We start from the raw sequence: 13,024 nt of genomic DNA, 5'->3' as shown, positions 1-13,024 counted from the left end.
GTCTCACCGAGGAAGGGACAACCCATGGCGAACGTTCCCGACGAGCTCCGCTACTCCGCGGAGCACGAGTGGGTGGCAGGCGACCTCGCGGAGGGCGCGGTCGTCACCGTCGGCATCACGGAGCACGCGGCCGATGCGCTGGGCGACATCGTCTACGTCGAGCTTCCCTCCGTGGGCGACGCAGTGCAGGCCGGTTCGGTGTGCGGCGAGCTCGAGTCGACCAAGGCGGTGAGCGAGCTGTACTCGCCCGTCACCGGCGAGGTCGTCGAGGTCAACGCTGCACTCGAGGGCGCGCCGGAGACGATCGGCGCGGACGCGTACGGCGAGGGGTGGATCTTCAAGGCGCGCCTCACCGCCGAGGCGTCCGATCTGCTCGACTCCGAGGCCTACGCGGCGATCACCGAGTGACCTCCCGCGCCGAGTCCCCCGGCGGTCACGGACAGGTTCCCGTGAACGGCGAGCCGCGCCTCGTGGTCGCCGCGGCGATCACCGACGATCTGGATTCTCCCCAACTGCTGTTCGCGGCGAGGCGCAATGCGCCCCCCGTGTTCGCCGGTCTGTGGGAGTTCCCGGGCGGCAAGGTCGACGAGGGCGAGAGCCCCGAGGAGGCGCTGCATCGCGAGCTCGCCGAGGAGCTGGGCGTCGAGGTGGAGCTGGGCGACGAGATCGTCGGACCGGATGCGCCCGCGGAGCTGCCCGGCATCGGCTCGACGGGACCGGTGTGGGAGCTGCGCGCCCCGGACGCCGCCGGTCCGCGCCTGGTCATGCGCGTGTGGTGGGCGACCTTGAAGCCGTCAGCAGACGGCGGCGAGCCTCAGCCCCAGCCGCTCGAGGATCACGACCTTCTCCGATGGCTCGAGCCCGGCGCGTGGCGCGATGTTCCGTGGCTGCCTGCGGACGAGCGCATCGTCGAGGCGCTCCTGCGCGACGCTGTGGAGCGCAACCGCCGCGGCTGGTGCTGATGGGCCTCTAGCGTCGCGCGACACAACCCGCGATGTGGTCGTCTACCAGGCCGCACGCCTGCATGGCGGCGTACATGGTGGTCGGGCCCACGAACACGAACCCCGCCTTCTTGAGCGCCTTCGCGAGCGCGACGGACTCGGGCGTCGACGCGGGCACCTCGGACCAGTCTGCGGGCGGCGCCGCGCGCGGCGCCGGGGCGAACGACCAGAAGAGCTCATCGAGACTCGAGCCGGATTCCTGCAGGGCCACGACTGCGCGGGCGTTGGTGATGGCGGCCTGGACCTTCAGCCGATTGCGCACGATCCCGGCATCCGCCATCAGTCGTGTGAAATCGTCGTCGTCGAACGCGGCGACGGTGTGCGGGTCGAAGCCTGCGAAGGCCTCGCGGAACGCCTCGCGCTTGCGAAGGATCGTCAGCCACGACAGTCCCGACTGCATGCCCTCGAGCACGATCCGCTCGAACAGCGCGGCATCGCCGTGCACTGGCAGTCCCCACTCTTCGTCGTGATACGCGGCATACAGGGGATCGTCGCCGCCGAAGCAACGCAGCGATGTGGAAGGCGTCTCGGCCGAGATGGAGTCCGTCATGACCCCAGTGTGGCCCGTGCCGGTGACACCCACCGGGCCTCCGCGTCGGGCGTGTGGACTCCGCGCCGCTCGCCAAGGGCTGGGGACGAGGCGAATGCCACCCCTGATCGACACGTGCACATTCCGCCAGGGCCTCGCCGCGCGTAGGGTGGGCCGCGCTATGACGATCGACGACCTGCTGCGCCGGGGCTCTCCCACGCTCAGCTACGAGCTCTTCCCTCCCCGCACGCCCGCAGCGGAGGACGCGCTCGCGCGCACGATGCAGGTGCTCGCCGAGACCGCTCCTGACTTCATCTCCATCACGTACGGCGCCTCGGGCACGACGCGCTCCACGTCGCGCGGCGTGGTTCAGCTGCTCGCCGAGCAGCACACGATTCCACCGCTGGCGCACCTCACGTGCGTGGACCAGTCGCGCGCGGAACTGACCGAGATCATCGAGGAGTACCTGAGCGAGGGCGTCCGAGACTTCCTCGCGCTGCGCGGCGATCCCCCGCGCGGCCAAGCGCACTGGCAGCCGCATCCGGACGGGCTCACCTACGCGAACGAGCTCGTGACCCTGCTGCGCGAGGTCGCCCACGCGCACGGAGTCGACGATCTCACGGTGGGAGTCGCCGCTTTCCCGGCCCAGCACGCGATGCCGCGGTGGCGCCAACAGAGCACCGACGTGCTGAAGCGCAAGCAGGACGCCGGCGCGACGTTCGCGATCACCCAGGTGTTCTACGAGACCTCGCAGTACACGGCCATGGTGGAGGACGCGCGCGACCAGGGCATCGACATGCCGATCATCCCTGAGGTCATGCCCATCGTCACGTCGCGTCGCGCGATTCGCGCTGCCGAGCTCACGGGCGTGCCGACGCCGGTCGAGCTTGTCGCTGCTCTCGAGCGCGCCGAGAGCGACGACGCGGCGAGGGCTGCGGGGGTTGCGCACGCGTCGCGCCTGTCGCGCGAGCTGCTCGACGCGGGTGCACCAGGGATCCACGTCATCACGTTCAACCAGCACCAGGCCGCCCTGGAGCTCGTGGAATCGCTGGGTCTGACGACGCGTTAGCCTCGTGGCCTGCCCCGCGAGAGCCTGTCCGCACGAGAGGATGCCATGCCCGAAGAGATCTTCGCCAAGTCCGTCACGCTCCACCGCGAGAGCGAGGGCGTGTATCAGGTGACCACCGCGTCGGGCGCGACCCTGACGTTCGGCCGCGGCGAGGGCCTGGTCTCGCCGGTCGAGCTGCTGCTGGCGGCGATCGCGGGGTGCTCGAGCATCGATGTGGACGCGATGACGACGCGTCGTGCGGAGCCCGAGCGCTTCGAGGTGACCGCCACCGCGGAGCAGGTGAAGAACGACGAGGGAAACATCCTCCGAGACATCGCCGTGGCCTTCGATCTCGCCTTCCCCGAGGGCGAGGACGGCGACAAGGCCCGCGCCCGCATCGCGAAGGCGCTCGAGGTGTCGCACGAGAAGTACTGCACCGTCTCGCGCACCGTCGAGGCGGGAGTCCCCGTCGCCTTGGAGCAGAAGCAGGCGTAGCCCCGACGCGGCTGCTGGGGTTGCACACGTTTCCGTGACGCCCGTAAAACAGCCGTGTAGCAGGGGTGACGGTGGATTTCTAGCCAGGAAGGGAAGCCCGGGCTAGACTCCACAGCGCACTCTCGGCGCGCACGGACGCGCGTCGACCAAGCGCAATGGCGAGCCCGCCGCGCAACATCCCCCATGAGGAATCATGACCGACAACAACCCTGTTGCCACCCCTGCGCCGGCTTTCCCCGGCGGAACCATCCTCGGATACCCGCGCATCGGACGCATGCGTGAGCTCAAGAAGGCCCTCGAGTCCTTCTGGAAGGGCGCCACGACCGCCGAGGAGCTCGAGGCCGCTGCTGCTCAGCTCCGCGCCGTCACCCGTGAGCGCCTCGCCGAGCTCGGTCTGCGCACCGACGACAGCTCGATGCCGTCGAACTTCTCGTTCTACGACCATGTGCTCGACGCTGCGGTCACGTTCGGTGCCATCCCGACGCGCTTCGCGGACCTGCGCGCGGCCGACGGCTCGGTGGACCTGGCGGGCTACTCGACCATCGCGCGCGGCGAGGGCGCCAAGGCGCCGCTCGAAATGACCAAGTGGTTCGACTCGAACTACCACTACCTCGTGCCCGAGATCGGTCCCGAGACCGTCTTCGCGCTGAGCTCGACCCGCTGGGTCGACGAGTTCGTCGAGGCCAAGGACGCCGGCTACCTCACGCGCCCTGTCATCACCGGCCCGCTCACGTTCCTGTATCTCGCCAAGCCCTCCGACGACGCCCCGACGGGCTTCGACCCGATCGAGCGCCTCGACGACCTCGTGGCCGTCTACGGCGAGCTGCTCGCCGCGTTCAAGGCCGCCGGCGCCGAGTGGGTGCAGATCGACGAGCCCGTGCTGGTCGCCGACATCGACGCCCCACGCGGCTCCGTGCTCGCCAACGCCGAGAAGGTCTACTCGACGCTGGCCGCGCAGGCCGAGCGTCCGCAGATCCTCGTCGCCGGGCCGATGGGTTCGCTCGACGACGCGCTGCCCGTGCTCGCCGCATCGGGCATCGAAGGCTTCGCGCTGGATCTGGTGCGCGGCGGGATCCCCGCCGACGTGGACCTCGCAGGCCTCGCCGTCGTCGCCGGCGTCATCGACGGCCACAACATCTGGCGCACCGACCTGGACAAGGCGCTCGCCAAGGCTGAGGCCGTGGCCGCCCTGGGCGGCGCCGTCACCATCGGCACGTCGACCTCGCTGTTCCACGTGCCCCACACCCTCCAGGGCGAGGAGCACCTGGGCGAGGAACTGATCTCCTGGCTCGCCTTCGCGGACGAGAAGGTCGGCGAGGCCGTCACCCTCGCCACGGCGCTGAGCGATGGGCCCGACGCCGTGGCAGAGGCCCTCGAGGAGGCTCGCGTCGCGCTCGCGTCCCGTGCCGCCCACCCGGGCACGAACCGCGCCGACGTGCGCGAGGCGCTCGCGGCCGTCACTCCCGCCGACCGTCAGCGCTCGCCTTACTCGGTGCGCGCCGCGGCGCAGGACAACCGCTTCCACCTGCCGGAGCTCGCCACCACCACGATCGGCTCGTTCCCGCAGACCCCGGAGATCCGCAAAGCGCGCGCCGCCTGGGCCAAGGGGCAGATCGACGACGCCGCCTACGAGGAGGCGATGAAGGCCGAGATCGCCTCCGTCGTGAAGCTCCAGGAGGACCTGGGACTCGACGTGCTCGTGCACGGTGAGGCCGAGCGCAACGACATGGTGCAGTACTTCGCCGAGCTGCTCGACGGCTTCGACGTGACCGTCAACGGCTGGGTCCAGTCGTACGGCTCGCGCTGCACGCGTCCTTCGATCCTGTGGGGAGACGTCGCGCGCCCCGAGCCCATGACGGTGCGCTGGGCTCAGTACGCGCAGTCGCTGTCCGACAAGCCCGTCAAGGGCATGCTCACGGGACCCGTCACGATCCTCGCGTGGTCGTTCGTGCGCGACGACCAGCCGCTGGGTGTCACCGCCGACCAGGTGGGTCTTGCCCTGCGCCAGGAGGTCGCCGACCTCGAGGCCGCAGGCATCGGCATCATCCAGGTCGACGAGCCCGCGCTGCGCGAGCTGCTCCCGCTGAAGAAGAAGGACCAGCCGGCGTACCTCGAGTGGTCAGTGAACTCGTTCCTGCTCGCCACCGCGGGCGCCAAGGACGACACCCAGGTGCACACCCACCTGTGCTACTCCGAGTTCGGCGAGATCATCGACGCGATCGACGGCCTCGACGCCGACGTCACGTCGATCGAGGCCGCACGCTCCCGCATGGAGGTGCTGCCCGCGATCAAGGGCCACGGCTACGAGCGGCAGATCGGCCCTGGCGTGTGGGACATCCACTCGCCGCGCGTGCCGTCCACGCAGGAGATGACCGAGCTTCTGACGCTGGCCAAGGAGTCGATCCCTGGCAGGCAGCTGTGGGTCAACCCTGACTGCGGCCTCAAGACCCGCGGCTACGCGGAGACCACGGCGAGCCTCGAGAACCTCATCGCGGCCACGAAGGCTGTGCGCTAGTCACTCACGCGCGAGCGGCGTCGTTCCTTCGGGCCGTCAGGCCTGATCCCTGGGAACGACGCCGCTTTCGCGCGTCCTGGGATGGCATCAGTGCTGATTCTGGGCGAGTCTTCGGCACTCATGCACTCGCAGGACGCGTGCCCGACGCGCTGGCTCGCTCACGCGCGAGGCTGCGGCCGGTCGAAGTCGCGCTCGGGCACATCGCCACTCGTCGCGAGCGGAGCGCCGGCGCCTCGCACGCAGATCCACCTCAGCGGTTCCGGTGAGTCATGCGCCGCGCGCCACGTGCGCCACACGGGTGGAGCGACTCTCACCGCAGTGCCCGGCCCGACGGCGACGACGTCATCGTCGAGTCCCATCACGCCGACGCCCGTGAGGAAGAGGTACAACTCCTCCAGCGTCGTGTGCCGATGCCAGAAGTGGGCCCCTTCGCCCGGTGCTCGCGAGTTCACGGTGGCGCCGAAGAACTCGAGGTCGAGCTCGCGGTCCACGAACAGCCGACCGGGCATTCGTGCCTCGGGGAGTATGCCGTCCTCGCGGCCCGCCCAGCTGTCAAGATCGCCAGTCTCGAAGATGTCGTATCCGTTCATGACGTGAGCGTGCGTCGCCGCCGCGCGGTGTGACAAGTGCCGCCATCAGCGCATCAGGCTCCTCCGCGCACGAGCGGCCGGGCGTCAGGGGCAGGCGATGCCCTCCGCGAAGCCCTCGGTGGCGTCGTACCGGACCCCAGGGGACACGGTGGTGTCACCCTGGGGATGGCTCATCTGCAGGCACCACGCGGTCTCGTCGACTGGGGCGAATGTCACGAGCACCACGCCGTCCGAGGCTGGCATCGCGAACTCGCCGTCGATCTCGTAGGTGTCGCCCACGCGCTGCACATCGAGCACCGGATCGCCCTCCTTCTGTGCGGAGAGGATCATCTGTCCCAGGTTGACGACGTCGGAGCGGGCGGCGGTGTCGCTGGCCTTCTCGCGCTGGTTCAGGAAGATAGGGATCATGATCGCGGCGAGCACGGCGATGATGACCATGGTGACGAGCAGCTCGACGAGCGTGAACCCGGAGTCCTTGCTGCGGCGGGCGAATGAAGCGGTCACGATTCCCTCGTCTCGTGTCCGACCCGCCAGGCGGGTATCGCCCCGGCTGTTCCCCCCAGTTCGGCGGTAGGCGACGCCCCCAGTGTGACCCAGGTCACACGGGCAGGCAAGGGCGGGCGCCGCGCTCTGGGGAGCGAAGGGGACGATCGGTGACGATTCGCCCGCGAGGAGAGGGCCGTGCCTCGTCAGTCCTCGAGCAGCAGTTCCCAGATCCCCACGTCGATCCATCGCCCCTGCTTGCGGCCCACCTCGCTGAACGTGCCGACGCGCGAGAACCCGAAGCGTTCGTGCAGCGCCACCGAGGCGTCGTTGGGGAGCGCAATGCGCGAGTACAGCGCGTGCGCGGGGGCGTGCTTGGAGGTGGCGGGCAGGTCAGAGACCAGGTCGAGCAGCGCGCCGTAGAGCTCCGTGCCGACGCCGCGGCCGGTCTCGCCCTCGCGCAGGTACACGGTCACCTCGAGCGAGTGGTCGTAGGCCGCACGCTCCTGGAACGGTCCTGCGTACGCGAAGCCGACCACCGCGTCGGGCGCGTGCTCGCCGAGGTCTGCCACCACGTCGACGTCCTCCGCGACGATCCACGGCAGGCCGGCGTCCAGCACCTTCGCCACCCTCGCGCCCATCTGCTCGACGGGCACCGGATCCATCTCGAACGAGATCGCAGTCTCAGCGATGTACGGGTTGTAGATCGCGGCGAGCGCGGGGGCGTCCTCGAGGGTGGCGGGACGCAGGCGGATGCGGTCATGCATGCCGGTATCGTCGCACGCGCTCACGCCACGGCGGGCGCGCGCGACACCTCCTCCTCATAGGCGCGCTTGCGACGCAGGTAGCGCCATCCGCCCGCCATGAGCACGATGCCGGCGGCACCTGCCACGGCAGTCACCGCGAAGCCGCCTGAGGACCCGTGCGCGTCGATGAGCAGGCCGGTGGCCCAGGCCCCGGCCGCCACGCCCAGGTCCATGCCGACGCGCGTCCACGCCATGCCTTCGGTCACGCGCGTGCGTGGGACGAGCGCATGGACCACGCCGTCGCCCACCGCCATGGTCGGCGCGATCGCGAGTCCCGTGGCGAACATGAGGATGCCGAGCCACAGCATCGTCGGCGCGAACTGGAAGGTGATCGCGCCGATGCCGGAGGCGGTCACGCCCCACAGCAGCCGCGACGCGAGCGTGCGGCTCCACACGCGCGAGCCGTACAGGAGCCCTCCGATGAGCGAGCCGAGCGCGAAGATCGCAAGCACCGGACCGGACCACGCCTTCTGGTCGAGCTCCTCTGCGAGTGCGACCGTCGAGGCGTCGGCCGAGGCGAAGAGTGCGCCCTGGGCGGCGAAGACGAATGACGTGAGCACGAGCGCGGGGGTCGTCACGAGGAGGTGGCCGCGCAGCGGGCGGCGGTACCGGCGGATGCCGCGCGGCTTGCGGGCCTCGAGTCCGACGCGGGGGAGGCGTCCATCGATGACCTTCGCGTCGGTCAGTGGCGAGGTGCCGCCGTCGCCCTTGAGCGCGGGCGGCTCAGTGGCGCGCTGCGCGAGGAACGCATAGCCGCCGATCACGAGTGTGGCGGCGGCGATCACCGAGGGCAGCCACGAGCTGACCTGGGTGGCGAGGACCGTGGCGAGCGCGGGCCCGGAGATGAACAGCACCTCCTCGAGCGAGCTCTCGAGGGAGAAGGCGGAGTTCAGGCTGTGCCGGTCGGGCACGATGTGGGACCAGCGCGCACGCGAGTACGTCGACTGGGCGCCTGCAGCCGCGAAGAACGGCACGATCACCAGCAGCACCCACACGGGGGCGCCCGCGACCGCCGCGATGACGAGCGCGACGCGGGCGGCGGCCGCGATCGCGAAGCCGATGCGCAGCACGCGCGACTGGCCGTACGCGTCCACGATCCGGCTCACCTGGGGGTTGATGATCGCGTAGCCGACGGCCATGACTCCCACGACGAGGCCGGCGGTCGCGTACGACCCGTACTCGATCTGGATCAGCAGGAACGTGGCGAGCGACGTGAGCCCCATCTGCAGGCGGGACAGCAGTCCCCACCAGAAGAACGCGGATGCGCCTGGCAGCGCGAGGATCTCGCGGTAGCGAGCGAACATGCAGACCTCACCAGAAGGATGACGACGCGCGCCGCAGCGCGTCTGCCACACCTCCTGCGCGATGTGACCGGCGCATCGCTCGGGCCGGAGCCCACGGGGGTTGGGCTCGGTCGCGCGGAGCGATGGCCTATGCTCTCACGTCCGGGAGGCCTGCCGGAGCCACGCCATCGGCGGGCTCACCTTGGCCGCGAAGCGCATCATGAGCGAGCCGACGATCGCGAGGATGAGCACGTACGCAGCGGCGAGCGGTCCGAGCTGGGGGTTCGCTCCCGCGGCGATGCCGAGGCCGGCGATGACGATGGAGAACTCGCCTCGAGGGATGAGCGAGACGCCAGTGCGCCATTGGCCCTTGGGTCCGATGCCGACGCGCCTCGCAGCCCACATGCCCGTGCCGATCTTGGTCAGCGCAGTGACCAGCGCCAGGGCGAGGGCGGGCAGCAGCACCGGCCAGAGGTCGCGAGGATCGATCGTGAGTCCGAAGAAGACGAAGAAGATGCCGCCGAACACGTCCCTGAGCGGAGGCATGAGGTCGCGCACGTCGTCGGCGACCTGGCCCGAGAGGGTGAGTCCCAGGAGGAACGCGCCGACGGCGGCGGAGACCTGTGCCGCCTCCGCGAGTCCCGCGACCAGGAAGGTGAGGCCCAGCACGGACAGGAGCAGCAGCTCGCGCGAGTGCGAGTGCACGGCGGCGGAGACGTGCGTGGAGAATCGCAGCGACACGAAGAACGCGGCGGCCACGATGCCGATCGCGATCGCGGCCGCGACGGCGCCCTGCAGCAGCGACGCGCCGACCAGCATGACGGCGACGATCGGCAGGAACACCGCCATGACGATGTCCTCCATCACGAGCAGGCTCAGGATGACCGGCGTCTCGCGGTTCGTGTACCGGTCGAAGTCGTCGAGCAGGCGCGCGATGATCCCGGATGAGGAGATGTACGTGACGCCCGCGAGCAGCACGGACGCGGTGACGGACCACCCGAGCAGCAGTCCGAGCAGCAGGCCCGGCAGGCCGTTGGCGACGAGGTCGACGAGCCCGGCGAGCCACGTGGTGCGAAGGCCGGTCTGCAGGTCTTGCGGCGAGTACTCGAGTCCCAGCAGCAGGAGAAGCAGCACCACGCCGATCTGGGCGCCGACGGCGAGGAACTCCTCGCCTGCGTTGATGGGGATGAAACCGCCCTCGCCCATGATGAGCCCCGCGAGCAGGTACAGGGGGATCGAGGGGATCCCGAGCTTCGCCGCGATCCGACCCAGCAGCGCGAGCACGAGCAGGATGATGCCCAGCTCGAGCAGCACGTCGCCGGTGCCCTCGGGCCCCGCGGCGACAACCCTCAGCGAGGGCACGCCGCCGCCGAAGGTGGTCATGGGTCTATCCGATCAGGATGCTGCGCGCCTGGTCCACGGCGTGGTGGCTGCCCATCACGAGCACGGTGTCGCCTGCCTGCAGCTCGAAGTCAGGTCCGGGCCCTGGCACGCCCATCTCGTCGCGGATGACGGCGACGATCGACGCCGAGGTCGCCGTACGGATGTGGCCGTCGCCGATCGTGCGGTCGGTGAGCCCGCCCGTCGCCGGCATCGTGATCCACTCGATGGCGAGACCCTCGACCTGGTGCCGCAGGCTCTCGAGCCGTGCGGTGATGTTCGTGCCTCCCAGCAGCTCCGCGAGCGCCGACGCGTCGGACTCGCCGAGCTCGAGGGTGCCGGTGCATGCATCGGGGTCGTCGCGGTCGTACAGGCCGATGTCGCGCTTGCCGTCGCGGCGCACCACCACGCCCACATGGTCACCGCTCTCGGCGGTGAACTCGTATCGCACGCCCACCCCGGGCAGGGGCGTCTCGAAGATCTCCATACGCCTACCTTGGCACGGCGCCGGGGCAGGCATGTGCCCGACGCTCGGGTCGGGTCCGCGCGCTACGTCGCCACGGCGTCGGGCTGGCCTTCGGTGAGCGCGCCGAGGTCGCCGAGCCTGGTCCAGCCGAGCCGGCTGATGGCAGGGTTGCTCGACTGGATGTACAGCAGGCTGCGCTTGATGCCGACGGCGCGCATCTGGAGCCGCAGATCCTCGCTGTCCTTGCCGTAGCCCTCGAGCAGCAGGTCGGTGCCGCGGGGGCCGAACAGCAGCGTCGCGACACCGAGGTCGTTGACCGGATCGCCCACCGAGTACTCGCGCCAGTACACGAGCCCGGCGAAGCGGCCGTGGCTCGCCATCACGAGGCGAGGGTCCATGGAGCCGGTGATCCAGGTGCGCGCGAGGGGCGTGCCGGCGGCGACGGCGCTCTCCCAGGCGTCGCGCACCGCGGGGTCGTCGACCTCGCGACCCTCCGGCGAGCGCAGCCCGCGTGCGCGTTCGAGCCGCTCGAAGGTCATCGCGGAGCGCCACGGGAGCGGAGCGCCGGTGGCGTCGTGGATCGGCGCGCCGGGGGTGGGCGCCGCGTGGATCTGTGCGAGAGCGCGGCCCAGGTCGCGCGCGGCCTCGGTCGCCAGCGGCGAGCGGATCGCGGTGGACGAATCGAACCAGCGGGCGATCTCGAAGCGGTACCGGTAGCCGAGAGCGGGCTCGCAGATGCGTTCCGGCACCCGCACCTTGAAGTCCCAGTCGCGCGACGCCTCCGCGAGGTGCTGCATCGCCGCGGGGTCCCACGAGGGGATGCGCGGCTCGCGCGGGAACTCGACGATGAACTCGTCTCCCAGCCGCACGCTCTCGTGCTCCTCCATGTCGCCGTAGCGCCGGCCGAAGGGCAGGTGTGCGTACTCCGGCGCGCGCTCGGTGAGGAGCGCGCGGATGAACTCGTCGCCGAGCGAGGTGCGGGCGGGGCTCGGGCCGGAGCCGCGGGCGCTCATGTCTCAGCCCTCGTCCACGAGGCCGAGCTCGAGCAGCCGCTGCCAGCCGAGCCGCTGGGTGAACGGGTCGGGATCCGCGGCCCACTTCAGGCAGGTCACGAGCAGGTGTCCGCGCAGGCGGCGGCGCGCCGTGGGCGACACTCCGCCGTACGCGGCGAGCAGGTCGTCGTGCGAGTCCGTGGGCAGCAGCGCGAGCGCGCCTGCCAGGTCGCTTCCGGGGTCGCCGGCAGCGAAGTAGCGCCACACGAGCAGGCCGGCGAAGCGCCCCTGATCGGACAGCACTGTGCGCGGCTCGATCCAGCCCTGCGTCCAGGTCGTCTCGTGGTCGTCCGTCGCGGCGAGCGCGTCGGCCCAGAGCGACGCGGCGTCCTCGGCGCGGAGCGTCCGGCTCTCGGGACCTCCGGCGGCGATCGTCCTGCCGATGGCCGCGCGGACCGCGTCGCTCTTCGCTTCGAGCGGCACGGACGAGGTGGGGTTCGCGTACGGAGCGTCGGTAGAGGTGTGGACTTGGCGCAGCGCGTCGCCGAGCGGGCCTGCCTCGCTCCGTTCGAGCGGCACGAAGCCCGCAGTCGACGCGTTGATCCAGTTCACGAGCTCCGAGTGGTACGGGAAACCGTGCCCCGGAGTTCCCGTGCGGCGAGGAGCGCTGAGCGGGAACGTCCACGTGTCGAGGAATGGCGCGATGAGCGAGGCGGATCGCGCGTAGTACTCGTCGAGGCCGGGGACCGTCGGAAGGTGGAGCCCGTGGTGGTCGCCGATGCGCACGGCGGTGTGATCGGGCAACGCGTAGTGGCGGCCGATCTCCTTGTCCGCAAGGTCGGGGAACTGGTCGCGCACGAGCGACTGCACCAGCTCGTCGCTGATCACGAGGCGCTGGGTGGCTTCAGTCATATGGGCAGGCTAATGCGGTCATGTGACGGGAGCATGTCGGACCCCGCCTCGCGTGAGCGGGCTCACATCGCGCGACTACCCTGGAGAGGTGACAGACAAGCGCTCCGCCGTGATCGTCGACCTGGACGGCACGCTCGCCCACATGGGCGACCGCCACCCGTTCGCGACCACCGGGTATCACCTCGACACACCGAACCATCCCGTGATCGAGGTGGTCCGCGCGCTGCATGCCGCGGGCCACACCGTGATCATCGTCTCGGGCCGCAAGGACCTGTCGCGCGCCGAGACCGAGCAGTGGCTCGCTGAGCACCTGCCCGTGCCCCACGATGCGCTTCACCTGCGCCCGGACGACGACGACCGAAGCGACGGCATCGTCAAGCGCGAGATCTACGAGCGGGACATCGCGCCGTTCTACGACGTGCTGTGCGTGCTCGACGACCGCAATCACGTGGTGGACATGTGGCGCGACGAGCTGCACCTCACGTGCCTGCAGGTGGCGCCGGGCGACTTCTAGGCCCGACGCC

The 13,024-nt window shown here is 70.4% G+C and carries 15 protein-coding genes; 6 read left to right on the top strand and 9 right to left on the bottom strand.

Annotated features, from left to right (window positions below; translation table 11 throughout):
- The first annotated feature begins 24 nt into the window (after positions 1-24).
- Positions 25-408, top strand: a complete 384-nt coding sequence (gene gcvH, locus B7K21_RS06575) for a glycine cleavage system protein GcvH (RefSeq protein WP_084074382.1) — start codon at positions 25-27, stop codon at positions 406-408.
- On the top strand, positions 405-962 hold the full coding sequence (locus B7K21_RS06570; protein WP_304441282.1) for a (deoxy)nucleoside triphosphate pyrophosphohydrolase: 558 nt from the start codon (positions 405-407) through the stop codon (positions 960-962). The genes gcvH and B7K21_RS06570 overlap by 4 nt, the downstream gene beginning before the upstream one ends.
- A 7-nt stretch (positions 963-969) precedes the next feature.
- Here the strand turns inward: B7K21_RS06570 and B7K21_RS06565 are convergent, their stop codons facing one another.
- Positions 970-1,551 carry a DNA-3-methyladenine glycosylase I gene (locus B7K21_RS06565; RefSeq protein ID WP_084074381.1) on the bottom strand — a complete coding sequence of 194 codons (582 nt, stop codon included), beginning with the start codon at positions 1,549-1,551 and terminating at the stop codon, positions 970-972.
- A 160-nt stretch (positions 1,552-1,711) separates the two neighbouring features.
- Between B7K21_RS06565 and B7K21_RS06560 the strand changes: the two genes are divergently transcribed.
- The 3 genes from B7K21_RS06560 (at position 1,712) to metE (ending at position 5,588) form a co-directional block, all read left to right on the top strand.
- Entirely contained in the window at positions 1,712-2,599 is an 888-nt protein-coding gene (locus B7K21_RS06560) for a methylenetetrahydrofolate reductase (RefSeq protein WP_159448438.1), read from the top strand.
- Between the two features lie 45 nt (positions 2,600-2,644).
- On the top strand, positions 2,645-3,073 hold the full coding sequence (locus B7K21_RS06555) for an OsmC family protein (protein ID WP_084074379.1): 429 nt from the start codon (positions 2,645-2,647) through the stop codon (positions 3,071-3,073).
- 193 nt (positions 3,074-3,266) lie between these two features.
- Positions 3,267-5,588, top strand: a complete 2,322-nt coding sequence (metE, locus tag B7K21_RS06550) for a 5-methyltetrahydropteroyltriglutamate--homocysteine S-methyltransferase (RefSeq protein ID WP_084074378.1) — start codon at positions 3,267-3,269, stop codon at positions 5,586-5,588.
- A 158-nt stretch (positions 5,589-5,746) separates the two neighbouring features.
- Here the strand turns inward: metE and B7K21_RS06545 are convergent, their stop codons facing one another.
- The 8 genes from B7K21_RS06545 to B7K21_RS06510 all read right to left on the bottom strand — a co-directional run bounded on the left by B7K21_RS06545 (position 5,747) and on the right by B7K21_RS06510 (position 12,500).
- Entirely contained in the window at positions 5,747-6,178 is a 432-nt protein-coding gene (locus B7K21_RS06545; protein WP_084074377.1) for a cupin domain-containing protein, read from the bottom strand.
- Between the two features lie 84 nt (positions 6,179-6,262).
- Positions 6,263-6,682: a type II secretion system protein gene (locus tag B7K21_RS12755; protein ID WP_200806248.1), complete on the bottom strand. Its 420-nt coding sequence runs from the start codon at positions 6,680-6,682 to the stop codon at positions 6,263-6,265.
- A 185-nt stretch (positions 6,683-6,867) separates the two neighbouring features.
- A complete protein-coding gene (locus B7K21_RS06535) occupies positions 6,868-7,428 on the bottom strand; it encodes a GNAT family N-acetyltransferase (protein ID WP_084074375.1) in 561 nt (186 codons plus the stop codon).
- 20 nt (positions 7,429-7,448) lie between these two features.
- The gene (locus tag B7K21_RS06530) at positions 7,449-8,771 is read right to left on the bottom strand and encodes an MFS transporter (protein ID WP_084074374.1); all 1,323 of its coding nucleotides are present in this window, start codon (positions 8,769-8,771) and stop codon (positions 7,449-7,451) included.
- Between the two features lie 135 nt (positions 8,772-8,906).
- A complete protein-coding gene (locus B7K21_RS06525; protein ID WP_084074373.1) occupies positions 8,907-10,133 on the bottom strand; it encodes a cation:proton antiporter in 1,227 nt (408 codons plus the stop codon).
- Positions 10,134-10,137: 4 nt separating this feature from the next.
- Positions 10,138-10,617, bottom strand: coding sequence for a cation:proton antiporter regulatory subunit (locus B7K21_RS06520; RefSeq protein WP_159448437.1), 480 nt, complete (start codon positions 10,615-10,617; stop codon positions 10,138-10,140).
- 62 nt (positions 10,618-10,679) lie between these two features.
- Positions 10,680-11,609, bottom strand: coding sequence for a phosphotransferase (locus tag B7K21_RS06515; protein WP_084074371.1), 930 nt, complete (start codon positions 11,607-11,609; stop codon positions 10,680-10,682).
- Between the two features lie 3 nt (positions 11,610-11,612).
- Positions 11,613-12,500, bottom strand: a complete 888-nt coding sequence (locus tag B7K21_RS06510) for a hypothetical protein (RefSeq protein WP_084074370.1) — start codon at positions 12,498-12,500, stop codon at positions 11,613-11,615.
- 88 nt (positions 12,501-12,588) lie between these two features.
- Here B7K21_RS06510 and B7K21_RS06505 point away from each other — a divergent pair, with 88 nt between their 5' ends.
- A complete protein-coding gene (locus tag B7K21_RS06505) occupies positions 12,589-13,014 on the top strand; it encodes a hypothetical protein (RefSeq protein WP_084074369.1) in 426 nt (141 codons plus the stop codon).
- Positions 13,015-13,024: the final 10 nt, after the last annotated feature.

It is taken from the genome of Demequina sp. NBRC 110052 (genome assembly GCF_002090075.1).
Classification (GTDB): Bacteria; Actinomycetota; Actinomycetes; order Actinomycetales; family Demequinaceae; genus Demequina.
The sequence above is the reverse complement of the archived record's forward strand: the minus strand, read 5'-3'. Positions and strand labels throughout refer to the sequence as shown.

Excerpts from the sequence above, each read along its gene's own strand:
- gcvH (WP_084074382.1), top strand. The coding sequence starts at position 25 with ATGGCGAACGTTCCCGACGAGCTCCGCTACTCCGCGGAGCACGAGTGG.
- B7K21_RS06530 (WP_084074374.1), bottom strand. The coding sequence starts at position 8,771 with ATGTTCGCTCGCTACCGCGAGATCCTCGCGCTGCCAGGCGCATCCGCG.
- B7K21_RS06565 (WP_084074381.1), bottom strand. The coding sequence starts at position 1,551 with ATGACGGACTCCATCTCGGCCGAGACGCCTTCCACATCGCTGCGTTGC.
- B7K21_RS06520 (WP_159448437.1), bottom strand. The coding sequence starts at position 10,617 with ATGGAGATCTTCGAGACGCCCCTGCCCGGGGTGGGCGTGCGATACGAG.
- B7K21_RS06515 (WP_084074371.1), bottom strand. The coding sequence starts at position 11,609 with ATGAGCGCCCGCGGCTCCGGCCCGAGCCCCGCCCGCACCTCGCTCGGC.
- B7K21_RS06535 (WP_084074375.1), bottom strand. The coding sequence starts at position 7,428 with ATGCATGACCGCATCCGCCTGCGTCCCGCCACCCTCGAGGACGCCCCC.
- metE (WP_084074378.1), top strand. The coding sequence starts at position 3,267 with ATGACCGACAACAACCCTGTTGCCACCCCTGCGCCGGCTTTCCCCGGC.
- B7K21_RS06560 (WP_159448438.1), top strand. The coding sequence starts at position 1,712 with ATGACGATCGACGACCTGCTGCGCCGGGGCTCTCCCACGCTCAGCTAC.
- B7K21_RS06510 (WP_084074370.1), bottom strand. The coding sequence starts at position 12,500 with ATGACTGAAGCCACCCAGCGCCTCGTGATCAGCGACGAGCTGGTGCAG.
- B7K21_RS06545 (WP_084074377.1), bottom strand. The coding sequence starts at position 6,178 with ATGAACGGATACGACATCTTCGAGACTGGCGATCTTGACAGCTGGGCG.
- B7K21_RS06555 (WP_084074379.1), top strand. The coding sequence starts at position 2,645 with ATGCCCGAAGAGATCTTCGCCAAGTCCGTCACGCTCCACCGCGAGAGC.
- B7K21_RS06525 (WP_084074373.1), bottom strand. The coding sequence starts at position 10,133 with ATGACCACCTTCGGCGGCGGCGTGCCCTCGCTGAGGGTTGTCGCCGCG.